Origin of the sequence: Hallella multisaccharivorax DSM 17128 (assembly GCF_000218235.1) — a bacterium.
Taxonomy (GTDB): domain Bacteria; phylum Bacteroidota; class Bacteroidia; order Bacteroidales; family Bacteroidaceae; genus Prevotella; species Prevotella multisaccharivorax.
On sequence record NZ_GL945017.1, the window covers coordinates 1,688,794 to 1,713,789 of the forward strand.

At 49.4% G+C, this 24,996-nt stretch carries 27 protein-coding genes and 1 tRNA gene; 21 read left to right on the top strand and 7 right to left on the bottom strand.

Annotated elements, in window-relative coordinates:
• Window positions 1–51 precede the first annotated feature (51 nt).
• The 11 genes from PREMU_RS07290 (at window position 52) to PREMU_RS07340 (ending at window position 9,414) form a co-directional block, all read left to right on the top strand.
• Window positions 52–1,902: a phosphoribosyltransferase gene (locus tag PREMU_RS07290; protein WP_007574245.1), complete on the top strand. Its 1,851-nt coding sequence runs from the start codon at window positions 52–54 to the stop codon at window positions 1,900–1,902.
• Between the two features lie 154 nt (window positions 1,903–2,056).
• Window positions 2,057–2,287, top strand: coding sequence for a hypothetical protein (locus PREMU_RS07295; protein ID WP_007574246.1), 231 nt, complete (start codon window positions 2,057–2,059; stop codon window positions 2,285–2,287).
• A 118-nt stretch (window positions 2,288–2,405) separates the two neighbouring features.
• Window positions 2,406–3,791 (top strand): ArdC family protein, encoded by a 1,386-nt coding sequence (locus PREMU_RS07300; RefSeq protein WP_007574247.1) that lies wholly within the window; start codon window positions 2,406–2,408, stop codon window positions 3,789–3,791.
• Window positions 3,792–3,884: 93 nt separating this feature from the next.
• Complete coding sequence (locus PREMU_RS07305; RefSeq protein ID WP_007574249.1) at window positions 3,885–5,111, top strand: toprim domain-containing protein; 1,227 nt, start codon at window positions 3,885–3,887, stop codon at window positions 5,109–5,111.
• A 136-nt stretch (window positions 5,112–5,247) separates the two neighbouring features.
• Window positions 5,248–5,958, top strand: coding sequence for a hypothetical protein (locus tag PREMU_RS07310; RefSeq protein ID WP_007574251.1), 711 nt, complete (start codon window positions 5,248–5,250; stop codon window positions 5,956–5,958).
• Window positions 5,959–6,073: 115 nt separating this feature from the next.
• Window positions 6,074–6,784, top strand: coding sequence for a hypothetical protein (locus PREMU_RS07315; protein ID WP_007574253.1), 711 nt, complete (start codon window positions 6,074–6,076; stop codon window positions 6,782–6,784).
• Window positions 6,785–6,862: 78 nt separating this feature from the next.
• Window positions 6,863–7,156, top strand: a complete 294-nt coding sequence (locus PREMU_RS07320) for an HU family DNA-binding protein (RefSeq protein ID WP_007574255.1) — start codon at window positions 6,863–6,865, stop codon at window positions 7,154–7,156.
• A gap of 12 nt (window positions 7,157–7,168) precedes the next feature.
• Window positions 7,169–7,666, top strand: coding sequence for a hypothetical protein (locus PREMU_RS07325; protein WP_040558126.1), 498 nt, complete (start codon window positions 7,169–7,171; stop codon window positions 7,664–7,666).
• 51 nt (window positions 7,667–7,717) lie between these two features.
• Complete coding sequence (locus PREMU_RS07330; protein ID WP_156803981.1) at window positions 7,718–8,635, top strand: hypothetical protein; 918 nt, start codon at window positions 7,718–7,720, stop codon at window positions 8,633–8,635.
• Window positions 8,636–8,641: 6 nt separating this feature from the next.
• Window positions 8,642–8,977, top strand: coding sequence for a hypothetical protein (locus PREMU_RS15025; RefSeq protein ID WP_156803982.1), 336 nt, complete (start codon window positions 8,642–8,644; stop codon window positions 8,975–8,977).
• A gap of 101 nt (window positions 8,978–9,078) precedes the next feature.
• Window positions 9,079–9,414 (top strand): GNAT family N-acetyltransferase, encoded by a 336-nt coding sequence (locus PREMU_RS07340; RefSeq protein ID WP_007574260.1) that lies wholly within the window; start codon window positions 9,079–9,081, stop codon window positions 9,412–9,414.
• 33 nt (window positions 9,415–9,447) lie between these two features.
• Here PREMU_RS07340 and PREMU_RS07345 read toward each other — a convergent pair whose 3' ends face one another.
• The 6 genes from PREMU_RS07345 to galE all read right to left on the bottom strand — a co-directional run bounded on the left by PREMU_RS07345 (window position 9,448) and on the right by galE (window position 15,126).
• Complete coding sequence (locus PREMU_RS07345) at window positions 9,448–9,948, bottom strand: hypothetical protein (RefSeq protein WP_007574262.1); 501 nt, start codon at window positions 9,946–9,948, stop codon at window positions 9,448–9,450.
• A gap of 499 nt (window positions 9,949–10,447) precedes the next feature.
• Window positions 10,448–11,752 (bottom strand): site-specific integrase, encoded by a 1,305-nt coding sequence (locus PREMU_RS07350; RefSeq protein ID WP_007574264.1) that lies wholly within the window; start codon window positions 11,750–11,752, stop codon window positions 10,448–10,450.
• A 397-nt stretch (window positions 11,753–12,149) separates the two neighbouring features.
• A tRNA-Ser gene (locus PREMU_RS07355) sits at window positions 12,150–12,237 on the bottom strand.
• Window positions 12,238–12,365: 128 nt separating this feature from the next.
• On the bottom strand, window positions 12,366–13,055 hold the full coding sequence (locus PREMU_RS07360) for a DnaJ domain-containing protein (protein ID WP_007574265.1): 690 nt from the start codon (window positions 13,053–13,055) through the stop codon (window positions 12,366–12,368).
• A 308-nt stretch (window positions 13,056–13,363) separates the two neighbouring features.
• Complete coding sequence (locus tag PREMU_RS07365; RefSeq protein ID WP_007574267.1) at window positions 13,364–13,939, bottom strand: 30S ribosomal protein S16; 576 nt, start codon at window positions 13,937–13,939, stop codon at window positions 13,364–13,366.
• Between the two features lie 146 nt (window positions 13,940–14,085).
• Entirely contained in the window at window positions 14,086–15,126 is a 1,041-nt protein-coding gene (gene galE / locus PREMU_RS07370) for a UDP-glucose 4-epimerase GalE (RefSeq protein ID WP_007574268.1), read from the bottom strand.
• Window positions 15,127–15,257: 131 nt separating this feature from the next.
• Between galE and PREMU_RS07375 the strand changes: the two genes are divergently transcribed.
• The 10 genes from PREMU_RS07375 (at window position 15,258) to PREMU_RS15645 (ending at window position 23,945) form a co-directional block, all read left to right on the top strand.
• Entirely contained in the window at window positions 15,258–16,823 is a 1,566-nt protein-coding gene (locus tag PREMU_RS07375) for an acyl-CoA carboxylase subunit beta (protein ID WP_007574269.1), read from the top strand.
• A gap of 15 nt (window positions 16,824–16,838) precedes the next feature.
• A complete protein-coding gene (locus PREMU_RS15255) occupies window positions 16,839–16,988 on the top strand; it encodes a hypothetical protein (RefSeq protein WP_007574270.1) in 150 nt (49 codons plus the stop codon).
• Between the two features lie 5 nt (window positions 16,989–16,993).
• A complete protein-coding gene (locus tag PREMU_RS07380) occupies window positions 16,994–17,422 on the top strand; it encodes a biotin/lipoyl-containing protein (RefSeq protein WP_007574271.1) in 429 nt (142 codons plus the stop codon).
• 142 nt (window positions 17,423–17,564) lie between these two features.
• Entirely contained in the window at window positions 17,565–18,374 is an 810-nt protein-coding gene (locus PREMU_RS07385) for a glycogen/starch synthase (protein WP_007574272.1), read from the top strand.
• Between the two features lie 57 nt (window positions 18,375–18,431).
• Window positions 18,432–19,982, top strand: a complete 1,551-nt coding sequence (locus PREMU_RS07390; protein ID WP_007574273.1) for a DUF4270 domain-containing protein — start codon at window positions 18,432–18,434, stop codon at window positions 19,980–19,982.
• Window positions 19,983–19,991: 9 nt separating this feature from the next.
• A complete protein-coding gene (locus PREMU_RS15640; RefSeq protein WP_007574275.1) occupies window positions 19,992–20,120 on the top strand; it encodes a hypothetical protein in 129 nt (42 codons plus the stop codon).
• 17 nt (window positions 20,121–20,137) lie between these two features.
• On the top strand, window positions 20,138–21,085 hold the full coding sequence (ftsY, locus tag PREMU_RS07400; RefSeq protein WP_007574277.1) for a signal recognition particle-docking protein FtsY: 948 nt from the start codon (window positions 20,138–20,140) through the stop codon (window positions 21,083–21,085).
• 13 nt (window positions 21,086–21,098) lie between these two features.
• Complete coding sequence (rimO, locus tag PREMU_RS07405; RefSeq protein ID WP_007574280.1) at window positions 21,099–22,433, top strand: 30S ribosomal protein S12 methylthiotransferase RimO; 1,335 nt, start codon at window positions 21,099–21,101, stop codon at window positions 22,431–22,433.
• Window positions 22,430–22,723, top strand: coding sequence for an HU family DNA-binding protein (locus PREMU_RS07410; protein WP_007574282.1), 294 nt, complete (start codon window positions 22,430–22,432; stop codon window positions 22,721–22,723). The genes rimO and PREMU_RS07410 overlap by 4 nt, the downstream gene beginning before the upstream one ends.
• Window positions 22,716–23,945 carry an HU family DNA-binding protein gene (locus tag PREMU_RS15645; protein WP_007574284.1) on the top strand — a complete coding sequence of 410 codons (1,230 nt, stop codon included), beginning with the start codon at window positions 22,716–22,718 and terminating at the stop codon, window positions 23,943–23,945. The genes PREMU_RS07410 and PREMU_RS15645 overlap by 8 nt, the downstream gene beginning before the upstream one ends.
• Here the strand turns inward: PREMU_RS15645 and PREMU_RS07420 are convergent.
• Complete coding sequence (locus tag PREMU_RS07420; protein WP_007574286.1) at window positions 23,920–24,996, bottom strand: glycerate kinase family protein; 1,077 nt, start codon at window positions 24,994–24,996, stop codon at window positions 23,920–23,922. The genes PREMU_RS15645 and PREMU_RS07420 overlap by 26 nt on opposite strands.

Here is a 24,996-nt window from a genome sequence, read left to right on the forward strand (position 1 = left end):
GCTTACTTTCTTCGTTTCATCCATCTACAAACCTATGAGACTATATCTACTATGTCAAACAAACAAGAATGTACATTCACCTCCTGTGCTCCATACCCTAAAGTCCGTCAGTTGGCGCACGGACTGAAGGACGGTGATTACGCGAGTATCTGCAAGGCTGCGGATATGATGGCGGACGGAATAAGGGAGATGGCAGCAGGACGCAACTGTGTGCTGGTGCCTGTCCCGAACCACCATGGGAGGGCGATATACACCAAGACGCTCGCCAATGAGATTTCCAGGAGGACGGGCATCCCGACATGGGACATCCTTTCCTGCCGCCCGCACATGCCGCTGCACTATGCCAAGAAGAATGACCTCAAGCCGGAGGGCATATACCTGAAACTCAATCTGTACCGACAAGTGCCGGAGCAGTTCACGCCTATCGTCATAGACAATGTGCTGGACACCGGCTATACCGCAGGTGCCGCCATCAAAGCTGTAGTAGGGCATCCCGATACGATGCTCGCCGTCCTCGGACATACGAAGAACCATCTGACCAACAAGAACTTTCAGTTTAACCTAATTCCTACTAACATGGAAAAGAAGATGCAAGAACAGCCTTCTGACAAAAAGCAATCTGCTGATTCCACGAAGAAGCAAGTAAGGAACAAGACCGACACTCCGTTGGCAGTGTACCGGCGGCTCAAGAGCAAGCACCCCGACGCGCTGATCCTCATGCGCAACGGGGACTTCTACCGCTCACTGAATGAGGACGCGCAAAAACTGTCGGACACGCTGCGGATTCCGGCACAGAAGCCGAAATTCAAGAAGGACGGGGAGCTGATCGCGGAGTTTCCGCATCATACGCTCGACACCTACCTGCCTAAACTCATCCGGGCAGGTTATCGTGTGGCGATCGCTGACATGCAGGAGCCGAGCAAAAAGCAAACCACTAATCAAACCAAAAACCAAACTCAAACCGATACTATGGAAAAGAAAACAGAAAAGAAGAAAACCAAGACGAAGGAAGCCAAGGTTGAGAAGACCGAGAACAAGGTCGACAAGGCTGAGACTGCCAAGGTTGACAAGACAGAGGTGAAGGCTGACGCTTCAAAAAGTAAAGAGAAAGCTGTCAGCAACTCTATAGAGAGAACAGAAGGTCAGTCCGCTGACACCAAAGTTCACAAACTGCGCGAGCCGCAGATGGTGACGGTCAACGGTGAGAAGGTTACCCACGGCCATGCCTTCCAAAGCAACCAGGATCCGAACAAGTGGTATTTTACCGCCCGTATCGACGGACAGCAGCTCCGTCCGCAGCTTATGAAGCCGGAGGATGCCGTTGCCTATCAGAAGAGGGAGACAACTGTTGAAGGGCTCATGCAGACGTACTATCCCTCAAAGCTGGTCAAGAAGGTTACGCCGGAGGAGTACAAGGCTGACAACAAGCTCTCTGACGGGCGCATCATCGACAAGATGGTGGTCTACAAGGAACACGATGAGCAGCGGCAGGACGTGGGCAAGTACAAGCTCTACACGCAGGTGGGCGAGCAGAAGATGTCTCGCACGATGTCGAAGGAGGATCTGAACGCCTACTTCGACCGTGTGACAACACCTTCCAAGCTCGTAGAGAAGAATTTCGGGGAGCAGCTGCATCTCGCTTCCTTCTACAACCAGTTCAAGCTGGAGGAGGGTGTAAAGGAGGTACGCATCGCCAAGAGCCAGCAAGGCGACTGGACGGTATCGGCGAAGCTCGATGACGACAGAATGACCGGCAAGGCGGTGCTTTCATGGCACGACAAGCAGGCGCTCTTCACGCACAAGACGGCTACCAAGGAGCAGTTAGCCGCACGCTATCTCAACACGGAAATCAAGGAGATGCAGTCGGAGAAGGTCAGTGCGAAACAGGCGTTCAAACGATAGATCTACTTCAACTTATTGACGTTATACACTGTCTTTCAATGAATAATAGAAAAAGTCAGAAGGTTTAGTAAGAGCGGTAAGCCAACTTTATCATCAACCATTATCAATTATCAATTATCAACCATTATCAATCAACCATTAACACATCACAACTATGCAGAACAATACAATCGAAGAACTCATTCAACTCAAACAGGACGGCAAGATAGGATGGTGCGAGCTCGCACTGCGCAGTGACCACGGAAAAGACTATCTGCAGTGGTGCGACGATCACGGCATCGAGCCTGACGACAACAACGCTGAACTCTACCTCGAAGAGACCGAGAGCCGTATCTATGACGGAGGCGACGAGTTCGCGGAGGAGTTTGCCGGAGCTGTCGTCTAAGTGGCTGTCACTGCCTCAGTGATACCGTGAGAGACACATATACAAAATTCGCCCTCAGTGCGAAGGCTGTGCCATCGCACTGAGGGGCTACTAACCTAACATAACCAATACTGACACTATGGAAAACAAGGATTCCAAGTCAAACTACAAGAGCAGCGGCGACAAGGCCATAGACAGGTTCTGCTCGCTCATGATCGACCGCATGAAGGCGATGAAGGCGTCTGACTGGCGGCAGGGATGGACGAACGGGAAGGGTACGATGCTCGGCATGCCGCAGAACCTCAGCGGACGAAACTACTCGGGCACGAACTCGTTCTTCCTACAGATGGACACGGCGATGAACGCTTACCGCACGCCGGTATACATGACCTTCATGCAGGCGCAGAAGGAGAACCTCCGTATCAAGAAGGGCGCGCAGTCGATGCCGGTCATCTACTGGGACCTCAATATCAAGGACGAGCGGGGCAAGCGGATAGCAGAGTCGGACTACAGGCAGATGAGCCGTGGCGAGCAGGCGAAGTGCGAGGTACGGCCGTCCCTCCGCGCTTTCTCCGTGTTCAACGTGGATCAGACCAACTTAGAAGAGGTGAACAAGGAGAAGTACGATGCCATTGTGGACCGTTTCAAGGGTCCGCAGTTGCGTGACACCCAAGGCATGTACGAGAACCGGGCTCTCGACCGTATGTTCGAGCAGCAGGAGTGGATATGCCGTGTGCAGACCGACAGGATCGTGGACGGGGCGTTCTACTCCCCGGCACGTGACATTGTCATTGTCCCCAAGAAGGAGCAGTTCAACATCGGCAAGAACGCGGAGGAGATTTTCAAGGACGGTATGGAGTACTATTCTTCAGCGCTCCATGAGATGACGCACTCCACGGGCACCCCCAACCGGCTGAACCGTGACAAGGGGGCGAAGTTCGGGGATGCAAAGTATGCCAAGGAGGAGCTGGTGGCGGAGCTCACGGCTGCCATGGTGGGCAATGCCCTGGGCTTTGACAAGCGTATCCTCAACAACAACGCTGCCTACATGGACGGATGGATCAATGCGCTAAGAGAAGAGCCGAAGTTCATCGTATCGGTCATGGCGGACGTGAACAAGGCTTCGAAGATGATCCTTGAGAAGATTGACGAGCAGAAGATTGCCCTTGGTGAGACGCCTATCCTTACAGAGAACCAGCATAAGGTGGGACTTGACAAGGGGGTTGAAGCTGCCAAGAAGGTGTGGCAGCAGCCGCATGACATAGCGCTATCAGCAAAGTTCGACAGTGCGTCCATCTTCAAGCGCATGGACGGGGGGTATGCGGTGCGTGCGACCTTCGAGGGGCAGGATCTCGGCATGAAGCCCATCAGCAAGATTACGGGTATCAGATATGAGATGATGCCGACGGGGGCGCTGAAGGATCAGATGCTGCACGACACGGTGGCGAGAAAGTTCGTCGGGGAAGTGCGTGAGATACGTGAACAGAAGCAAGAGAATAAGGAAAATAAAGGCTTGAAATTGTGATGATTAAGTCCATATATTAAACTTCATTTGTGGGCTGCTTAACTATCAAATCTATAACTATCAAACCTATAACAAACATCAAACTACAAGCCTATGTCTTACGTATCTTTTCAGGAAATGAAGCCGAGGGTAGGCATCGACGATGTTGCCTTCTCGCTCGGCTACAAGCTCAACAGACAGGCGGGCGTGGGACGGTACATCGAGCTGATCCTGCCCGACGGCAGGGGTGAGAAGCTTGACACCATCGTCATCTCGCATCCGCAGGAGAAGGACCGGCAGCGGTACTTCCACCGTAATTCGGGCAAGCGGGGTGACGTGGTGGACTTCATCGGTGAGAATCTCGGTCGCTTCAACAAGTTCGGACGCAACCAGTGGGAGGTCATCGGTAAGGTGCTGGCGGACTTCGCCAACATGCCGGTAGTGGACAATCACGACCGGGGCTATGCCGGTGGGCTGGGGAGTCTGAACCCGGTGTTCAATCCCAAACGCTATACGGCTCAGCCGCTGGCAAGGAACATGGACTATGCCATGGGGATCTTTGAGGACAGGGGGATCAGCCGTGAGACGGTGTCGCTCTTTGAGCGGCATATCTCCATCGTCACGGACCAGAAGAACAGGAACGGTCTGCCGATGATAGGCTTCCCGTACCGTGAGCCGGACTTCTGTGCGGACTTGGCTGGTTATGAGCTGCGGGGCGACCGCGGGTTCAAGGGCAAGGCGGCAGGGACGAACTCGACGACGGCGATGTGGACGGCGGGCATCCACTCGGCACTGAACAATCCGCAGATGGTCAGGCATGTCTATTTCTGTGAGTCGGCTTACGATGCCATGTCGTTCTATCAGGCGAACCGGGCGAAAATAGACCTGCCGCACTCGGCATTCGTATCGGTGGGCGGCGCGCTGTCCAACGGACAGGTGTCGGGACTGATGAAGCACTTCTGCATGGCCAAGGCGGTGGACTGTTTCGACAATGACCTGCCGGGGCGGATCTACGGTATGCGTATGGCGGCGCTGCTCGACGGGAAACGGCTCAGCGTTTTTCAGATGGGGGACAACCTCAGGCTGGAGATGGAGGGGAAGTCCTTCGACATGCCGGTGGGGAAGGCTTCTGTTGAGGAACTGGGAAAGTTCATCAAGTTGCCAGACCGCATCGAGGTGATGAAACCGCCGGTGAACTACAAGGACTGGAACGATGTTGTACGCGGCATGCCTTTGGAAGCGCTGCAGCTCAAGACGAAGTTCCAACGGGATGAGAATCTCGCGAGGATCAGGACGGAGCTAAGGGAGCGCAACGAGTGCAAGAGCGGATTTAAGATGTAAAGGCCAATGGGATTGGAATTTTTTCTGAATGTCCCATTCTGCGAATTGTGAACGAGGTCACGGCGCATCACTTCCGGCACCGACTTTTCAAGTCCGTACCGTCAATGATGTCTGTAGCCATAACAACCGGAAAACCATGAAAAGAAAATTCTTTTGTCTGTTGCTGGCCATGTCCTGTTCCGTCTGCGGCTTCGCACAGCAGACAGACCCGCTCCTGACAGGGGCGGTGACCACACAGACGGAAATGCTGAAGAAGCTCTTCAAGAAGCGTGAGAAGACGCAGGAGGCGATCATCGCAACGGAAGCCGGGGTCACGCTGGCCATGGAACGGATGCACCATTTGGAGGATAAGATGTTGGGCTATCTGCAGAATGCGCAGGGCGCCATGCAGAATATCTATCAGATCAAGCGTGCCGCGGAGCTCGTGGGAATGGAGATACCCAAAAACATGGCGTTGCTCCGCAAGTCGTTGCCGGGCAATCTCAAAGGGACTGCCATTGCGGTGATGGTCTCGGAAGAGCTTGTTGATGCCTCGGCACAGATGCTCTCGCTCTATCCGTTCATGAAGCAGCTGGTGACAAGTGGGTCGTACAACGTTACCAATGCGGACGGCAAGACGGAGAAGCACAAGGTCAACCTGCTGAACTCGGCGGAGCGGTACTATGTAGCCAATGAGATTGTCACGCGGCTGGAGAGCATCAACACGGACTTGTGGCTGCTGGCCTGGCAGATCCGCACGCTGTCGTGGAATGACCTGTGGTTCGGGCTCGACCCGGACGGATGGGCGACGGTGATGTCGGGCAAGGCGGTCGTGGACGGACTGATACTGGACTGGAAGTATCTGTAGTCGCAAATCAACTTCAACGTTGTTATGTATATAGTTGTCTGTCAACTACTAATCAACAATCAGTAATCAATAACTACGAATCATTATTAATCATCAACTATTAACTTTATCAACTATGGAAATCAAGAAATCTATCCGTGGCGTACAGATCACGGACGCTGTCATCAAGGAATTGGAGGACACGGGCAGAAGCCGTGTGCTGACATTCAAGGACAAGAAGGGAAAACAGTACATGGCGCACATCGAGATGCAGGACGGCAAGATGGCTGTGGTGTCGGAAGGCAGATACCTGGAGCACCGCTGTCTGCACTGTGGAGGGCGTATCAAGATCACCTCGAAGGGGTACTTCTGTGAGCATTACTTTGACAAAGGTGATGCTTGCAAATGGCACTGCAACGGCATCCTCTCGCACCGCTTTATCCTGCCGCATGAGATAGAGGCGTTCCTTGACGGGCATCCGACGGTACTCGACGGCTGTTTCAACTCGCAGGGACGGATCTTCTCGGCGGTGCTGGTGGAGAGTGAGGTCTATGGCATGTCGCTGAGCTCGGTAGTGGGCAAATGCCCGGTATGCGGCGAGGACGTGCTGGTGAGTCCGATGGCGTTCAACTGTTCCTGTCACGAGAAACTCGGGGAGCCATACCACCTTACTTTATGGCGGCATATCCGTGGGCATGAGGTGACGCTCGACGAGCTGAAGGAGCTGCTGGAGTATGGCGTCACGAAGAATGAGGTGATGCTAACGGATGAGAAGGGGTCGCTGTCGAAGGCGTACCTGCGGCTGTCGGATGACCGGAAACGGATTGTGGCGGATTATAACAAGTGAGCATACTATAACGAGTTAAACTAAACGTTGTCTACTTTTTACTATTCTATTGATTATCAACCATTCAAACCATTAACCATGAGTACTGTGAACAAGAAGAAACTGTTGAGAAAGGCGGCTTTTGAGTCGGGGCTTTCTGTCAAGGACGTGGAGAAGGCGGTGGATGCCTTCCTCTGCGCGGTGTCGGACATCCTCCGTGAGGACGGGGAGGTCATCATCCCAGACTTCGGGAAGTTCTACATCTACCGGTTCGGGGAGCGTGTATGCCGTAATCCGCAGACGGGGGAGAAGTTCGTTGCGCCGCCGATGAAGAAGGTGAAGTTCAAGGCCTTCGGTAACGTGATCAACTACACATTGAAGTACGGACGATGAAACTGTATTGCCATGAAGAAATTTATGTGTTTGATGATGGGTGCCGCACTGATGGTGTCGTGCGGCAACTCGGGTGAGAAGATGAAGCGGCTGGCAAAGGAGAACCTGGAGCTCAGCGTGGACTATCCCAAGCAGCTGCGTGTGCTGGCGGTGTCGGAGCCGGACTCGGCATTCGGAACGGGTTACTTCACCAAGGATGAGGTGAAGGGAATGCTCAGGACGATGCAGGTGGTCACGGACACGATCATGAAGCGCACGGACAACATGAACCGGTTCAATCCGTCCGACCACTATGTCGTCAGTCTTGCTGAACGGCAGATGCGGAGCATGGCGGACATACGATCGCTCATCATGAAAGGCGACAGGAAGGGGGAGTTCAGCGGATGGAAGGTGAAGATTGACTATGCCTGTGTTGATGCCGCCGGACTGCCGTACCGCTCGGAGCGGTGGTGCTTCATCGACAAGGAGGGCAAGCAGGTGTACAAAGCCTTTGAACTGCCGATACCGTAACTGTTAATACCTTATATTATGAATGATGTAACGAACAATCAAGAATCTACTATGGAAACATTGAACATGACGTGGGTGAATCTGCTCAGAAAGCAGTACCTCGACATTCTGGACTTCTACGCCGGAAACCAGCAGCTGCTCGAAGACAAGGAGCTTCGGAAGGCTTATCAGACGCTGCTGTCGGTAACGAGCGTGGATGAGTTCAAGCAGTGGCGAAAGCTGCTGAAAGACTATGGGCTGTCGTTCACGGATGTGGATGGCATAGCCCAGAAGAATAATATGCTGGGCATTCTCGACGACTATGCCGAGGGTGCCAATGACAAGATCTTGTCTGTCTTCATTAGGTGGAAGTTAGGCTTCAACCCGGAAAAGTGGACGGAGACGGAACAGTGGAACCGTGAGCTGGTGGACATTCTGCTCAAGGCGACGCAGCGTGGGGAGGACGTGCATATCGTCATCTTCCCGTGTGGCAAGCCGAATGCCAGGCGTTGGGCGGCCATAGGGCAGGATGCGGACCGACTTTTCGAGGTCTTCGGCTGGCAGACGGGACATGTGGAGGCTACGACTGGGCCGGTGAGCTGGATGTTCATCAACGGCTACGGACTGGACGTGCTGCGTCAGAGTGGGTACAGCATTCAGATCCGGGACTTCGGGGAGTTTGACATCCTCTCGACGGCGTTCGAGGAGGACAGCGTAGCGTCGCTGCAGCAGTTCATCGACTACCTAAGGATGATGGGGGAACTGGCTGATGAGCAGGTGAGGTTCCTGAGGAAGATACGGCCGGTCATCTATCTGCATCCAGGATATTTTGAGCTGATACAGGCGCGTCTTGACTTCGACCGGAACAATGTCGTTGCCAAGTTTTACAGCGGCAAGGAAGTCACGCTGGCGGAAGGGAAAAACTGGAGACTGGACGAGTTAACACGGCCTTTGGTCGTACAATTGGGAACAGAGCTTGGAAAAGCGTAGCCCTTGTTGGCTGATTATCAGTATCGCAAGGCAAGTGGCTACAGTAGCATCAAGGCTGCGCTTCGATGCTCTTTCGCCACATGCTTTGCTCACAAGCCCTTGAATGCTTCACTTCGTTCTTTCGTCCAAGGACTGCAAGGGCGAAGTCAAGCTCTTGATGCGCTGCGCAATGATTGGGAATATCCGCTACGCAATGCATGGAAGTATAAGCTATGCAATGCATGGAAGTATAAGCCATGCAATGCATGGGAGTACCACAGTATCGCAAGGCAAGTGGCTACAGTGGCATCAAGGCTGCGCTTCGATGCTCTTCCGCCACATGCCTTGCGCACAAGCCCTTGAGTGCTTCACTTCGCTCTTTCGTCCGGGGACTGCAAGGGCGAAGTCAAGCTCTTGAAGCGCTATGCATTGATTGGAAATATCAGATATATAATAATATGAGTATGAAATACAATAACTCCGAAATGTCGGGGAAATATCGTACCTTTGTGCCCAATATGGAGACGAAGATTGAGACTACGAATACTGGCGGCAAGGTGCTTGCCTATGACGGTGACGAACTTGTCGGCCGACTGGAATTTTCCTTCAAGGGAAATGTATTGAGCATTGACCACACGTATGCCTACAAGGAGGGGATGGGTGTGGGGAGTCTGCTTGTCAGTGCTGTCAACGACTATGCTGTCAGCAAAGAACTGAAAGTGAAGCCCGTCTGCTCATTTGCCGCTGTCTGGTACCAGAGGCATCCGCAGTTTCAGGATATTCTTGACAGAGAGAATTGAAAGTCTTGATTGCCACACAAGACTCCTGCAAGACTATTTGCATTCAGAATCATAAAAGTCCGCATCCACGAGGGCATTGTCTAATTCTATCCGAATCCTTATCCCAACCCAGTCCGTAAAATTGTCATCGAGGACATCGTCAATGAGCTCTTGCGGGGCTATGATATTGTAGTCATCAAGACTGTAAGGCAGCTCATTCAGAAGACGGGCAACCAATGCGTCCCTGTTTATCACAGGGTCGGGAGCGGCAGCGGTTTCCGCTACTATCATGTCAATGGATGTACAGCTGTAGAGATAGTCAAGCAGGGCCCACCAGTCTTCGTCATAGGAATCGGGGGCATAATCCTGCAAGAACTCGAAAGGTGCGTCACGACCTTCCCTTTTGTAGAAATTGCGAAGCTCAAGCAGCTCCTCCGGCTGGAAGTAGAGGCATTTATCCTCGGGAATAACGGCTTCGGGCACATTCTCGTCGTAGGGGTCTATGCGCTCCAACGTGAAGTGATATGGCTTCTTCTCTATCTCTTCGTATTTCATAATTGCGGGATGATAAGTTTGGGCTACAAATTTAGGTATTTTATTCCATATACTCGTTTCTGAAAGCAAATATCTGAATTAAAGATGGACTTGACACGATGGCTTAGGCTATATAATAATGTGTATCGGCTCATATAGGTTATCCTTTCACCCTTAAAGCCATGCTTCGTGCAGCACCGCTTTAACCGCCGGACGGGGACTTCCGGCGGCAGGGGAGAGTGGTCTGTTCGTTTGTTCTCAGGATTGAGTGCCTGTCATCTTCGCCTTCGTTGGCGGCAAGCGGCTTCGCTCGGATTTGCCGCGCTTCGTCTGCGTTGACGGCACACAATCCATAGAACGTTATAGATCGAGAACGATTGAGGCTTCCAAGCCTTTGATGGATAGTCGTTATACAAGCAGATAAATGGCTAAGTATGTATAAACGCAAAAAGGCCCTTGATACATCTGTTGCATCAAGAGCCTTTTTCGACAGTAAGGACAACAAGGCGGGCTATAGGCTTCAAGCCTGGGCAGATGCCTGGGTGCCGCCTTTCTTCTTATTCTTGGCCTTGGTGGTGTTTTTATCCTTGGCCGTCATGTTCACAGACTCCTCACCGAGGCTGCTGATTGTCTTGTCATTGAAGAATTTGGCCATATCCTCCTCGATCTTCTTATTGGTTATTTTTGCGTAAATCTGCGTAGTCTTAATGTTCTTATGACCCAGCATACGGGAAACGGACTCGATAGGCACACCCTTGCTAAGCGTCAGTGTGGCAAAAGTGTGACGCGCCATGTGGAACGATATATCCTTGTCGATGCCGCATGCCGTAGCGATCTCCTTCAGATAATCGTTTGTCTTCTGGTTGGAGTAGATTGGGAATACATGACCTTTCTTTCTAGGATAATTTTTGTATTTCTCAATGATTAGCTTGGCACCCTCAAAGAGTACGACACTGATCTTCGTTCCTGTCTTTACTCGTTTAGAGCTTATCCATTCCACACCGTTGAGGATGACGATGTTCTCCAGCATTAATGCCTTGACATCGATATATGCAAGACCGGTGAAACATGAGAAGATGAAAAGGTCACGGGTGCGCTCAAGGCGTTCAAGATCGAACTGCTTTTCCATGATGGTTTTAATCTCCTCTTCCGTGAGATAGCCACGGTCAACCTCGTCCATGTGCAAATGGACACCGAGGTACGGATCGTTGTGTAGCACGCCCATCTTGATGCCGTGAAGGATAACGGTTCGCATGGTCTTCATCGTCTTAACGGCAGTATTGTTGCAATGGCCGATAGATGTAGTCAGATAGATGTAGTAATCCTCGATGACAGTGGGGTTAAGCTCATGGAGCAGCATATCCTTGCAGTGGTACTTGGCTTCGAGCATTTCCATGAAACGCTTGCGGCAAAGCTCATACTTGTGATAGGATGTCGTGCTGAGCGTTGTGCCTGTCTTCGCCTTCACATTACTTATATACTTGTCGAAGAGCTGACCAATGGTGTTATACTCCACGTCTTCATGCTGGTAGGCTGCCTTCACCTTGTCCAATGAAAGGGTATTCTCCAGTTCCAATTTGTCAGCGATGCCCTGCAGCTCGGTGCGGATGCCCTCAAGCTTCTTGTTCACCTGCAAGGCGACGGTAGTACGACCCTTCACCTTCTGATAGTCCTTGTCCCAAAGGGTAGGGTCAATGGTGATACCAGTTGTGCCGATACAAAGGCGGTCTCTGTCCAGGCACAAACGAATCATGATGGAACTTTGTCCATTTTTGTTCACATAATTTCCACGGATGTAGAAAATCGTCTTAAAAGCTCGTCTCATAACGAATTAATTTTTAAATAGTACAGCGGTATCCAGGCTTGGTACACGGAATCCTGCCAAAATGCACCGTTTGGTACACAAAAAGCAGGAGTTGTGGGCTCAAGCACCGAAATTTATCCGGCTGCAAAGTTAAACATAATCGGCTGAATTACAATGACTTTATAGTGGTCTTTGCAAGGTCTTTGCAGGGTCTTTATGTGGTCTTTGGTACAATTTTCGTCGATGATGATTTTCTGTACCATATATGTACCGAAAACAGACCATCTTGAGACCCGTGAGAGGATTTTTAGAGGTTTCGTGATGAGAACGAATACAAAATAAAGTGCCGTAACTCCTTGGAATTACGGCACTTAGCTAATTTCTTGAACTTTTAGCAATAAATGTTAAAATTTTTCAGCGGAGAGACGGGGATTCGAACCCCGGATACCCTTTGGAGGTATACACGCTTTCCAGGCGTGCCTCTTAAGCCACTCGAGCATCTCTCCCTGTTCATGGCTTTCCTACAAAGAGAAGTTAGCTCTCAATGCGGATGCAAAGGTAATATTTTTTATGGAGATATTTACAAGTCGACTTTCGGTTTAATATATTTTAATTATTCATGACCGATAAGCTATCATGCATATCTCATCTCATTGAGAAGCTGCCTTTGCCTCTCCGTCAGATTGGTTGGCAACTTAACGTTGTAAGTAATGATCAAGTCACCAAAAGTACCGTCACCGCGGTCATATCCTTTTCCCCGCAGGCGCACTCGTGTGCCATTCTGCGTTTCCGGCTGTACTTTCAGCTTAATCTTTGAGCCATTCCGAAGCTGAATGATGACCTCTCCACCCAAGAGCGCGGTATAAAGGTCGATGTTTACTTTAGCATCCATCTCGCCACTACTGGTACGGGATGACGTGGAGCTTCCCCCCGACCCTCTCATGTTGCCAAAAAGATCCTGGAAGAAGCTGGAGAAACCGCCGCCATTTCCAAAGTTGGAGAAGTCGAAACCTTCGAAAGGCGAACCGCCTTCCGTAGAACTCCAATGAAATTCCTGGCCTCCTCCATCACCATCCCCTGCGTGGTTAAAGGTATCCGCCTCCTTCCAATTCTGCCCAAACTGGTCGTATTTCTTTCGTTTCTCAGGGTCACTGATCACCTCGTAGGCCTCATTAAGCGCCTGAAACTTTGCCTTGGCTTTTGGATCATCGGGATGTAAGTCAGGGTGAAACTGCTTGGCGCGTTTCAGAAAAGCGCGTCTCACATCCTTCTGGGGAATGTCCTTGCTGACGCCTAAAATTTTATAATAATCGATAAATGCCATAATAAATCTTCCTGTTCGTCTTATTTGTAAAAGCTTGACAACAAAATACATGCCAAGCTATTGATTGCTGAAAATAAAATGAGCACATTTAATGAAATGCGTCTACAGTGTAAAGGCAACGCGTCTACAGTGTAAAGGCAACGCGTCTACAGTGTAAAGGCAACGCGTCTACAGTGTAAAGGCAATGCGTCTACAGTGTAGACGAAGGAGAGGTGAACAGAAAACGAGAAAGGCCATTGTCTCTCCATGAAAGGATAAGACAACGGCCTTTTATTCTACCCGCCTAAGCAGCCAGACTCTTTTGCAGGTTAGGCCTCAGCAGGAGCAGCGTCATTCTCAGCGGGAGCCTCGGCATTGGCAGCCTCAGCAGCCTGTGCAGCTTCAGCGGCTTTCGCAGCCTCGGCCTCAGCCTTGGCAGCAGCCTCAGCAGCCTTTTTGTCAGCTACTTTCTTGGCAATGGCCTCATTGACTTTCTTCTCTGCGTCAAGTGCCTTAGCGGCAGCCTCCTGACGGCTCTTGCTCTGAGCGTCTTTGGCAGCTGTGAGCTTCTGATCCTTCGCCGTCTTCCATGCGTCATACTTCTGCTGACAGGCAGCCTCATCAAAAGCTCCTTTCTTCACGCCACCGCGAAGATGCTTCATCATGTAGACACCCTCGCTCTTGAGGATATTACGTACTGTGTCAGTGGGCTGTGCACCGGTCTCTACCCAATAGAGGGCACGGTCGAAATTCAAATCTACAGTAGCAGGATTGGTGTTGGGATTGAACATACCAATCTTCTCGATAAACTTACCATCACGTGGTGCTCTTACGTCAGCGATCACAATTCTGTAAACTGCGTAGCCCTTGTGGCCGCCGCGCTGCAATCTGATTTTTGTTGCCATTTTGTTAAAAAAATACTGTTTATAAAAACTTATTAAGGTTTGAATTTTATGCTGTCAACTCGTGACAGCGGGTGCAAAGTTACTGCTTTTTCACTTAATCACAATCGGTCAGCATCATTTTTTAACAAAAAAGTGAGCCTCCAATCTTACATCACTCCATCCTCGCGAAGCTTGAGCTGCCATTTCCAGGCAGAGCGCAGCACATTGTCGAGTGAAGTCCCTGCTTTCCAACCGAGTACTTTATTCGCCTTAGAGCAATCGCCCCATATCTTCTCGATGTCGCCTTCGCGACGTGGACCGTAAGCCCAGTTGAGCTTCACACCTGTAGCTTTCTCAAAGGTCTTCACAATCTCCAGCGTAGAGTTACCGTGTCCGGTGCCGATATTAAAGTAATCAATGACAGGGCTGTCCTCGTCGTCGAGTACGCGTCTCATGGCAGCCACATGAGCTTTGGCAAGATCTACGACATAGATATAATCACGAATGCAGGTGCCGTCTGGAGTGTTGTAATCGTTGCCGAAAATAGTGAGTTGCTTGCGGATGCCGATGGCTGTCTGCGTGACATAAGGGATCAGATTGTTGGGGACACCGTTAGGCAGCTCGCCGATAAAAGCTGTCGGATGGGCGCCAATGGGGTTAAAATATCTCAGGATAATGCTCTTGACAGGTGCGCCGCTGTGGATGTAATCAAAGATGATTTGCTCGTTGATCTCCTTCGTGTTGCCGTAAGGAGAAGTGGCCTTCTGGTGGGGCGCCGTCTCGGTGACAGGCAGATTCTCCGGCTTAGGCTGACCGTAAACGGTGCAGCTTGAAGAGAAAATAATGCCTTTGACGTTATATTTCGGCATGAGCTCCAGCAGATTGATCAGGGAAACAACATTGTTGCGATAGTAGAGCAACGGTTTCTGGACGCTCTCCCCTACCGCTTTGCTGGCGGCGAAATGAATGATGCCTTCAATGTCCGTGTACTTTTTGAATACATTCTCCGTGGCTTCTTTGTCGCGCAAGTCTACCTGCTCGAAAGCAGGACGCACACCGGTGATTTTCTCAATGCCATCGAGAACCTCAATCTTTGAATTGGAAAGGTCGTCAACAATGACTACTTTGTAGCCTGCCTCAATCAGCTCTACAGAAGTATGGGAGCCTATAAACCCTGTACCTCCGGTCACAAGAATGGTCTGCTTCATTACAATATCAAGTATTAAAAGTTTATCTTTGAGCCCACAAAGATACTTAAAAAACTGCTTCCAACAAGCATTTAGCAGAAAAAATTAGTAACTTTGCACAAAATTTTCAGAACACAATAATAAAAGGAATTATGAGCATTCAAACTGAGAAGATTAAGGAGCTTGTTGCCAAGCGCGAGCAGGCCCGTCTTGGAGGCGGACAGAAGGCCATCGACAAGCAGCACGCCCGCGGCAAATACACAGCCCGCGAGCGCATTGAGATGCTTGTTGACAAGGGCTCTTTCGAAGAGTACGACATGTTCAAGCTTCATCGCTGCCATAACTTCGGTATGGAAAAGAAGCAGTATCTGGGCGACGGTGTCGTGACTGGCTCTGCTACGATCGACGGCCGTCTCGTATATGTCTATGCCCAGGACTTCACTGTCAATGGTGGCTCTTTGTCGGAGACCATGGCGCAGAAGATCTGCAAAGTCATGGATATGGCCATGCAAAACGGCGCTCCCGTTATTTGCATGAACGACTCTGGCGGCGCACGCATACAGGAAGGCATCTCTGCCCTGTCCGGATATGGTGAAATCTTTGAGCGCAACATCCTAGCATCGGGTGTCATTCCGCAGATTTCCATGATTCTCGGCCCCTGCGCTGGTGGAGCCGTTTATTCACCGGCACTTACTGATTTCATTCTCATGACTGAAGGCACAAGCTATATGTTTCTCACGGGTCCGAAAGTGGTGAAAACCGTCACCGGTGAGGATATTGACTCAGAGCACCTCGGTGGTGCCAGCGTTCACGCCAGCAAGAGCGGTGTGACCAGCTTCACAGCCAAGACAGAAGAGGAAGCTATGGAGATGGTCAAGACGCTCCTGAGCTACATTCCTTCCAACAATACGGAGGAGGCTCCGCGCGTGGAATGCACCGATGCCATTGACCGCAAGGCTGACTTGCTCAATGAGATACTGCCTGATGATCCCAACAAAGCCTACGACATGTACAAGGTCATCACTGCTATTACAGACAACGGAGAATTCTTCGAGGTGCAGCCGAAATTTGCCAAGAATATCATTACAGGCTTCGCGCGCTTCAATGGCCAGAGCGTGGGCATTGTTGCCAACCAGCCCTCAGCTTATGCGGGCGTACTCGATACAAACGCTTCGCGCAAAGGAGCGCGCTTCGTACGCTTTTGCGACGCATTCAACATTCCTATTGTCTCCCTCGTAGATGTACCCGGATTCCTTCCCGGTACAGGTCAGGAGTACAACGCCGTTATCCTGCATGGCGCGCAGCTGCTCTATGCTTACGGTGAGGCCACAGTGCCCAAGATTACCATCACTCTGAGAAAGAGCTATGGTGGAAGCCACATCGTGATGGGCTGTAAGCAGCTCCGCTCCGATCTCAACTTTGCCTGGCCAACAGCAGAGATCGCCGTGATGGGCGCCAGCGGTGCCGTGGCTGTGCTTTGCGGCAAGGAGGCAAAGAAGATCAAGGAAGAAGGCGGCGACGTCAAGTCTTTCCTCGCCGAAAAGGAAGAAGAGTACACCGAGACATTTGCTAACCCCTATCAGGCTGCCCAGTTCGGTTATATCGACGATGTCATCGAGCCCCGCAATACCCGTTTCCGCATCTGCCGCGGTCTGGCACAGTTGGCCCATAAGCGTCAGTCGCTACCCGCCAAGAAGCACGGTTGCATTCCCATGTAAATAAACAAAGAAGAAATGGATAAGAATATCTATGCTGCTATTGCCATGGCCATCTTCGAATACCAAGGTAATAATGTGCACGACAAAGAGCCCGACATCATCACCATCAGACCCAAACAGACACTGTGGAATGCCAGGCAGATTTCATTTACCGCAAAACCATAAGAAAGATGAAGCAGTTTAAATATACAATAGACGGCAAGGAATATGAGGTTGAGATTGTTGACATCAACGAGGAGACCAATGTCGCCAACGTGAAAGTCAATGGGAAAGCCTTTGAGGTGGGCATGGAAAAGCCTGCCGAGGAGGAGAAACCGAAAGTAACTCTCGGTAAGCCTGCTGAGGAAGATAGTGAAGAAACAACTTCCTCAGCCAATGTCGACACCGCCAACGCCATCAAGGCTCCGCTGCCGGGAACCATTACAGCCGTCAATGTAAAAGTGGGCGACGAGGTAAAGGCTGGAGATACGCTGCTCGTCTTGGAAGCCATGAAGATGGCCAACAACATTGAGTCGGACAAGGACGGCAAGGTGACAGCAGTCTGTGTCAAGGAGGGGCAGAGCGTCATGGAAGATGATGCGCTTGTCGTAATCGAATAAACTGAGGTTAGGGTAAATAAGCCCCAACCATACATTATATAATATAAAAACGTCTGGTTTTGTGTGAAATCATGCAAAATCAGACGCTTTGTCATTATTTATGCGTACCTTTGTACCAAAATTACTTTAGAATAAAATCGTAATGGCCAAAAAGAGAATTTTATTCATCAATCAGGAGATTGTACCCTATGTACCCAAGTCAGAAATGGCAGTGTTAGGGCGAGACCTTCCACAAAAGATGCAATCGGGCGGCCTTGATGTGCGCACGTTTATGCCAAAATGGGGGAATATCAACGAGCGCAGAGGACAACTTCATGAGGTCATCCGGCTCTCGGGACTCAATATTGTCATTGACGACACCGACCATCCGCTGATCATTAAGGTTGCAAGCGTGCCTGTGTCAAGGCTTCAAGTCTATTTTATTGACAATGAGGACTATTTTATCAAACGTCGCACAATGACGGAAGATGAGAATGGCGACGAATATACAGACAATGGCGAGCGTGCCATCTTTTTTGCCCGCGGCGTGCTCGAGACGGTGAAAAAGCTGCGTTGGAACCCTGACATCATTCATTGTCAAGGGTGGATGGCAGGGGTTATCCCGCTCTATGTCAAGACTGCTTATCACGACGACCCCACATTTTCCAACTCCAAAGTAGTCACGTCACTCTTCCCCAGCCAGTTTAAGTCTAACTTCGGCACAAAGTTTAAGGAGTACGTCGATTACGGCTCAGCAAAGGCCAGTTTGCTTGACAAGTATTCTGAACATTTCGATTTTATTGAACTTGGAAAGCTTGCTATCGACTATAGCGACGGTATCATTGAGGCTGCGGAAAAGGTCAATGATAATCTGCTATCCTACGCCAAAGAGTCGAAATTACCCATACTGGAATATCCTGGAGAGAACTATGCTCCTGCCTACAAAGAGTTCTACCATAAGCTATTAGGCTAAGCTGGTACTTTCCCGAATCATTAAATTGAGGCATTAACAATCCTACATGTGAAAAGCATGAATATAAAAGCAGCATATCTTCTACTCACAGGTTTCGTCATGGCATCATGCTCCGATACCACCGACAGCATAGGTTCTTCACTGACATCCAATACAGATGCTGTGAACGTGGAAGCGGCGTCTTATGACGTCTCCAGCCAATCGATCCTCGCAGATTCTGTATTGTCGAGAAACACAACAGGATATTTAGGCAAAGTACGTGATACAGAGACAGGTAACTATATCACGGGCAATATCATGACGCAATTCTATAGTATTGAAGGCTACAAATTCCCAGAGAAGGAAGCCATGACGTCAACCAATGCTGACGGACAGACGTTGAAAGGCATCATAAATGCTGACTCGTGCGAGATACGTCTCTTCTACACTAAGCACTATGGTGACAGCACACGTACCATGAAGCTCACCGCCTATGAGATGGCGAAACCTATGGGGGAAGACAGGAATTATTACAGCAACTTCGACCCTTTGAAAGAAGGATATATCCGTAATGGAGGCATAAGTAAAGATAAAGTATATACGCTCACAGACTATATGGTGGCCAAATCTACACGTGACACATCTACCTATGAACCGTATATCACGCTCAAACTCAACGACAAGTACACGGATGCCAATGGTAAGGTTTACAATAACTATGGTACGTATATCTTAGAGAAATACTATGAGAATCCTGCATTCTTCAAGAATGCTAATACCTTCCGCAACAATGTTGTCCCAGGATTCTACTTCAAGCACAAGTCCGGCCTTGGAAATATGGCTTATATTGACGCTGCTCAGCTCAATGTCTATTACAAGTACACGGATAAAGTGGCCCATACATCTACTGTCAACGGCAAGACCGTGACAGAATACAAAGATAGTGTGCTGAATGGTATTACAATATTTTGGGGCACTGAAGAAGTGCTGCAGACCACGACCATCAGCAACGATAGAAATACTCTCCTGAAGCTGGCAGCCGATGAGAGTTGTACCTATTTGAAGACTCCCTCCGGAATCTTTACTGAACTGACATTGCCGGTAGAAAGCATTGTTACAGGGCATGAGCACGATAACATTGCAAGTGCCTCCCTGACAATACCCAGAGTCAACAGTACCGTTAACGCTGACAATTATTCGTTTGACATTCCCAAGACACTGTTGATGATACCGAAAGACTCCATCAATAGCTTCTTCGAGAACAAGCAAATGTACAATAACCGCAACTCGTTCATTGCCACTTATTCCGGCAAATCGTCAACCAACAGCTATACATATAATAATATATCAGGAATGATTTCTGCTATGGCTGCCGTTGATAAGGCCCACAGATCGGCTGATTGGAATAAGGTTGTACTCATCCCCGTGACGCTGACAACATCAACGGCTGCTACATCCAGCTCGTACAGTTCCTATTACAGTTATTACTATGGGACATCAAGCTCGTCAGCTAACACCGTTGTGACCAAGGTGTCGCACGATATGTCCCTCTCAAGTACGAAGCTCGTAAAGGGTACTGCAACCAACAGTCCACTACAATTGAAAGTCATTTACAGTCGATTTAAATAATCTACAGTAATGGCTGACAATTTTCTCGAACGACATCGGAGAGATTACGAGGAGCGAAAAGAAGCGTGGCTTAGAAACAAAAAGCACATGCCTAAAATAAAACGAAAGCTCCAACAGCCGGAGGACGAAAGCTTATAACACAACCATCGCGCATTATGGGAATATTCGGATTATTCAGTAAAAAAAATAAGGAGACCCTTGATCAAGGCCTTGAGAAGACCAAACAAAGTGTCTTCTCAAAGCTTACCCGTGCCGTTGCCGGTAAGTCGAAAGTCGACGACGATGTGCTTGACAATCTTGAGGAAGTGCTCATTACGTCGGATGTCGGCGTTGAAACAACCGTGAAAATCATCCATCGCATCGAAGACAGAGTGGCACACGATAAATATGTCTCTACATCGGAACTTAACCGAATACTGAAAGAAGAAATTGCCGCACTGCTTACTGAGAACAACTCTGACGACAATGCTAACTGGGATCTTCCCTCCGACCATAAGCCTTATGTCATACTGGTAGTAGGCGTTAATGGTGTCGGGAAAACCACAACGATTGGGAAGCTTGCCTATCAATTCAAAAAGGCGGAAAAGAAAGTTTATCTCGGAGCTGCAGACACTTTCCGTGCCGCTGCCGTAGAGCAGATTCAGATTTGGGGCGACCGCGTGGACGTACCTGTCATCAAACAACAAATGGGATCTGATCCGGCAAGTGTGGCGTTTGATACATTGCAAAGCGCGAAGGCTAATGGCGCTGATGTTGTGCTAATTGATACTGCAGGAAGACTACACAACAAGGTAGGACTGATGAATGAGCTGAAAAAAATTAAAGAGGTCATGAAGAAAGTCATCCCCTCTGCGCCTGATGAAGTATTGCTTGTGCTTGATGGAAGCACAGGTCAGAATGCTTTCGAACAGGCTAAACAGTTTGCAGCCGTCACCAATATCACTTCTCTCGCTATCACTAAGCTTGATGGAACCGCAAAAGGCGGCGTGGTCATAGGAATATCCGACCAGCTAAAGGTACCGGTGAAATATATAGGCCTCGGTGAAAAGATGGAAGACCTGCAACTATTCAATAAGAAAGAATTTGTCGACTCCCTCTTCTGATTGACATTCAAACATGAAGAAAAATCAAATTGACTTTATCACCATGGGCTGTTCAAAGAATCTTGTCGATTCAGAGCAGCTCATGCGTCGTTTTGAAAACATGGGGTATCATTGTGTCCATGACCCTAAACGTCCACAAGGAGAAATTGCCGTCATCAACACGTGCGGCTTCATTGAGAGTGCCAAAGAAGAAAGCATTAACACGATCCTTGAATTTGTAAATGCGAAAAGCGAGGGACGCCTCGGCAAACTGTTTGTGATGGGTTGCCTTTCCCAACGTTATCAGAAAGAATTAGAAGAAAATATTCCTGAGGTTGACAAATTCTACGGCAAGTTCAACTATTCACAACTTCTCCAAGACCTTGGTCCTGCTGAGCAACGGCCGTCAGAAAGCAAGACCTTCTCCGGTGCGCGCGTGGCAGCTAACAGTCGACGCATAATTACCACTCCATCGCATTATGCTTATATTAAGATTGCAGAAGGGTGCGACCGGCATTGCGCTTATTGTGCCATCCCACTCATCACAGGCAAGCATGTGAGCCGCCCCATGGAAGATATTCTGCAGGAAGTGGAAGAACTCGTCAATGAAGGTGTAACAGAGTTTCAGGTTATAGAACAGGAGTTGACCTACTATGGCAGAGATCTCTATGGAGAAACCCGCATCGCTGAGCTCATCGACAGGATGGCCTGCATCAAAGGCGTAAAGTGGATACGCCTGCACTATGCTTATCCCAATCAGTTTCCTATGGAGCTGCTTGACGTGATGTCTCAGCACGACAACGTTTGCAAATATCTTGACATCGCTCTGCAGCACATCTCCAACAACATGCTGACAAGGATGCACAGACACGTTACAAAACAAGAAACCATTGATCTCATTCACGCTATCAGAGCAAAAGTACCCGGTCTCACGATCCGCACAACGCTTATGGTAGGCTTTCCCGGGGAAACGGAGGATGACTTCAATGAGCTTCTCGACTTTGTAAAGCAAGAGAGATTTGAACGCATGGGCGCCTTTGCCTACTCCGAAGAGGAAGGCACTTACTCAGCTATCCACTACAAAGACGATGTTCCTGGCAATGTGAAACGAGCCCGATTGGACAAGCTCATGAGCGTTCAGGAAGAGATAAGCGCTGAAATAGAAGCGGCTAAAGTAGGCAAAAACTTTAAGGTAATCATCGATAGAAAGGAAGGCGACTATTATGTAGGTCGCACAGAAGCCTGTTCTCCGGAAGTTGACCCGGAAGTTCTCATCCCTGCTGCCGACCGAAGACTGCGTGTTGGCCACTATTATAATGTTCTGATGACATCAAGTGATGAGTTTGACCTTTATGGAAAGGTAGTATGAACAACAAAGAATTCATAGCCCAACTTGCCTCACAAACTGGCTTTACTCAAGCTGACACCCAGCAGATGGTACGTACGATCATCGCTGAAATGGGGTTGCACTTTGAAGAAAACGATACTATCCAGATTAATGGATTCGGTACGTTCGAAGTGAAGAAACGGCTGGAGCGCATCGTTGTCAATCCAGCAACCCAGCAACGCATGCTTGTGCCACCTAAGCTCGTGCTTAGCTTTAAGCCCATAGCCGCAATTAAAGAAAACTTGAAAAAGCCACAAACCAATAATGAGTAGGACTGGTATTAAGGAGCTCGCCTCTTCGCTGACCGACAAGCATGGTCTTAACAAGACTGATGCTGAGCGATTCGTGACAGCCATCTTCGAGGTCATCAATGATGGCCTTAAGCAAGACAAGCTGGTCAAAGTAAAGGGCTTGGGCTCATTCAAGATTGTCGGCATAGCTGCAAGAAAGAGTGTAGATGTCAATACGGGCGAACCTATCGTCATTGAGGGCAGGGACAAAATAAGTTTCACACCGGATGCTGCCTTGCGTGACGAGGTAAACAAACCCTTCTCGCAATTTGAGACGGTGGCTGTCAACGATGGTGTTGACTTCGCTGCAATTGACAAAGAGTTTGAAGAGGAACTCTCTGCTTCACCAGAACAAGATAGTGAAGCTGGCCCTGCAACCGTCATTCCGGCTGTACCTTCAGATCATGATCAGATGCCTGATGAGGAACCGGAAGAGGACGAGGAGAGAACCGAGAAAGACGATGTTTTGCCGGATAAAGACCATGAAGAACCGGAGGAAGACAACCAGACTCCGGAGAATGACAACCGAATGCCAGAGGGAAACGAGGAAGAACCATCTGAGGAAACGTCAATAAGTGAGCCTGTGTCAGACTTTCCCATAGTTGAGACAACAGAAGAGACAGCCGGAGATGATACCACCGAAAAAGTTGAGGAGCATCAAAATCATGCATTGAAAGCTTTGATCGTTACTGCTGTTGTCATCGTAATTGGTTGTTTCTGCGGTGGATACTATCTATATAAACAGATCCAAAAACGTGACAGTCACATAGAACGCTTAGAAAAACAAATGACAATGGTGGCGCAACACCATAAAAGATCCCAGCAAGCCATCGCCGAAAAAGCTCTACCTGTGAAACTAACTTCAGCAGACACCGTAAAAGTAAGGCGAGATCATCCAGAAGGCAAAACGACTGCCACAGCACAACAAACAGCCGTGCAGACATTGTCAGCCGATAAAAACAATGCTGATTTACAGTCGGAATACAATAAGGATGCAAGAGTCCGCACAGGTGCCTATATCATCACAGGAATCAAGCAAACTGTAACCGCACGTCCAGGACAGACAATAGGGAGCATCAGCAAGGCTCATTTAGGTCCTGGCATGGAATGCTACGTAGAGGCTGTCAATGGTGGAAAGAAAAATATCAAAGCTGGAGATAAAATCAAGATCCCCAATCTTAAATTGAAGAGACGACTACATTAACACTGTCCGTCAATCGATTCAAGGCGACTTCTTTTCCAAGCGCATTTACCATAGGTAAGCCCTCATTGATATTCACCACTCGCTTAAAGCCTGCGTCAAGCAGGCTTTTTTCATCCCCCACTCTACCTGCCAATAAAATTACGGGCACACCGGAAGCCAGTCCATGATTGAGAATTACGCTTGGCAATTTGCCCATCAGCGTCTGACCATCAGCACTCCCCTCTCCAGTTATGATCAACGAGGGCTTATACGGAAGCCCCAACTGACTGACAAAACCACTCGACCGCAAGACAACGTCAGCTCCACTCTTCACTGTCGCGTCCATAAACTCCATGAACGCATAGCCCAATCCTCCAGCCGCTCCGGCACCTACCAAATTACTGCAATCACGTCCTTGATGCTTCGCGGCAGCTTTCGAAAAAGTGACAGCCCGCCGCTCAAGTTCATCTATCATTGCTTCATCGGCCCCCTTTTGTGGAGCAAAGACGCGCGCGGCTCCTTTAGGTCCACATAAAGGATTGGTGACATCTGTTGCAAGAGTCACCTTTAGTCCTTTCAACCATGCTGTGTCAAACAAATCATACCATGCTTTCCGTTTTTCTGTTTGCCACTCATGTTTCAAAGCCTTTAACATGCCCAGTCCACAATCACTCGTCGCACTGCCGCCCAACCCAACGATAAAGTCTCTACAGCCACGCCGCAAAGCCTGAACCATCAGTTCTCCCACACCGTAGCTGGATGCTCGCAACGGATTCCGAAACTCAGGCTCTATCATTGACAACCCCACAGCCCTTGCTGTCTCAATGACGGCCCTGCCTTCCTTGATGCCAAAAGTAGCGTCTCGCCAACGCATCATGGCATCATGGACATGGCAGTGAACCACTTCGTCAGGACACATCGCATCAAGAAACCCCTCGCCGCCATCGCTGACCGTGAAGCAATGCACTTCAGCCTCCGGATGCACCGACGTAATGCCGAGAGCCGCAGCCGCATTGGCCTCTGCTGAGGTCATGCAACCCTTAAAACTATCAATAGCAATAAAAATCTTCAT

What these genes read in the sequence shown, in the direction of transcription:
- PREMU_RS15640 (WP_007574275.1), top strand. Translation starts at nt 19,992, where the DNA reads ATGGCTGACAATTTTCTCGAACGACATCGGAGAGATTACGAGGAGCGA.
- PREMU_RS07295 (WP_007574246.1), top strand. Translation starts at nt 2,057, where the DNA reads ATGCAGAACAATACAATCGAAGAACTCATTCAACTCAAACAGGACGGC.
- galE (WP_007574268.1), bottom strand. Translation starts at nt 15,126, where the DNA reads ATGAAGCAGACCATTCTTGTGACCGGAGGTACAGGGTTTATAGGCTCC.
- PREMU_RS07390 (WP_007574273.1), top strand. Translation starts at nt 18,432, where the DNA reads ATGAATATAAAAGCAGCATATCTTCTACTCACAGGTTTCGTCATGGCA.
- PREMU_RS07290 (WP_007574245.1), top strand. Translation starts at nt 52, where the DNA reads ATGTCAAACAAACAAGAATGTACATTCACCTCCTGTGCTCCATACCCT.
- PREMU_RS07315 (WP_007574253.1), top strand. Translation starts at nt 6,074, where the DNA reads ATGGAAATCAAGAAATCTATCCGTGGCGTACAGATCACGGACGCTGTC.
- PREMU_RS07375 (WP_007574269.1), top strand. Translation starts at nt 15,258, where the DNA reads ATGAGCATTCAAACTGAGAAGATTAAGGAGCTTGTTGCCAAGCGCGAG.
- PREMU_RS07325 (WP_040558126.1), top strand. Translation starts at nt 7,169, where the DNA reads ATGAAGAAATTTATGTGTTTGATGATGGGTGCCGCACTGATGGTGTCG.
- PREMU_RS07300 (WP_007574247.1), top strand. Translation starts at nt 2,406, where the DNA reads ATGGAAAACAAGGATTCCAAGTCAAACTACAAGAGCAGCGGCGACAAG.
- PREMU_RS07420 (WP_007574286.1), bottom strand. Translation starts at nt 24,996, where the DNA reads ATGAAGATTTTTATTGCTATTGATAGTTTTAAGGGTTGCATGACCTCA.
- ftsY (WP_007574277.1), top strand. Translation starts at nt 20,138, where the DNA reads ATGGGAATATTCGGATTATTCAGTAAAAAAAATAAGGAGACCCTTGAT.
- PREMU_RS07340 (WP_007574260.1), top strand. Translation starts at nt 9,079, where the DNA reads ATGAAATACAATAACTCCGAAATGTCGGGGAAATATCGTACCTTTGTG.
- PREMU_RS07410 (WP_007574282.1), top strand. Translation starts at nt 22,430, where the DNA reads ATGAACAACAAAGAATTCATAGCCCAACTTGCCTCACAAACTGGCTTT.
- PREMU_RS07360 (WP_007574265.1), bottom strand. Translation starts at nt 13,055, where the DNA reads ATGGCATTTATCGATTATTATAAAATTTTAGGCGTCAGCAAGGACATT.
- PREMU_RS07350 (WP_007574264.1), bottom strand. Translation starts at nt 11,752, where the DNA reads ATGAGACGAGCTTTTAAGACGATTTTCTACATCCGTGGAAATTATGTG.
- PREMU_RS07310 (WP_007574251.1), top strand. Translation starts at nt 5,248, where the DNA reads ATGAAAAGAAAATTCTTTTGTCTGTTGCTGGCCATGTCCTGTTCCGTC.
- PREMU_RS07385 (WP_007574272.1), top strand. Translation starts at nt 17,565, where the DNA reads ATGGCCAAAAAGAGAATTTTATTCATCAATCAGGAGATTGTACCCTAT.
- PREMU_RS15645 (WP_007574284.1), top strand. Translation starts at nt 22,716, where the DNA reads ATGAGTAGGACTGGTATTAAGGAGCTCGCCTCTTCGCTGACCGACAAG.
- PREMU_RS07320 (WP_007574255.1), top strand. Translation starts at nt 6,863, where the DNA reads ATGAGTACTGTGAACAAGAAGAAACTGTTGAGAAAGGCGGCTTTTGAG.
- PREMU_RS07305 (WP_007574249.1), top strand. Translation starts at nt 3,885, where the DNA reads ATGTCTTACGTATCTTTTCAGGAAATGAAGCCGAGGGTAGGCATCGAC.
- PREMU_RS15255 (WP_007574270.1), top strand. Translation starts at nt 16,839, where the DNA reads ATGGATAAGAATATCTATGCTGCTATTGCCATGGCCATCTTCGAATAC.
- rimO (WP_007574280.1), top strand. Translation starts at nt 21,099, where the DNA reads ATGAAGAAAAATCAAATTGACTTTATCACCATGGGCTGTTCAAAGAAT.
- PREMU_RS07365 (WP_007574267.1), bottom strand. Translation starts at nt 13,939, where the DNA reads ATGGCAACAAAAATCAGATTGCAGCGCGGCGGCCACAAGGGCTACGCA.
- PREMU_RS07380 (WP_007574271.1), top strand. Translation starts at nt 16,994, where the DNA reads ATGAAGCAGTTTAAATATACAATAGACGGCAAGGAATATGAGGTTGAG.
- PREMU_RS07330 (WP_156803981.1), top strand. Translation starts at nt 7,718, where the DNA reads ATGGAAACATTGAACATGACGTGGGTGAATCTGCTCAGAAAGCAGTAC.
- PREMU_RS07345 (WP_007574262.1), bottom strand. Translation starts at nt 9,948, where the DNA reads ATGAAATACGAAGAGATAGAGAAGAAGCCATATCACTTCACGTTGGAG.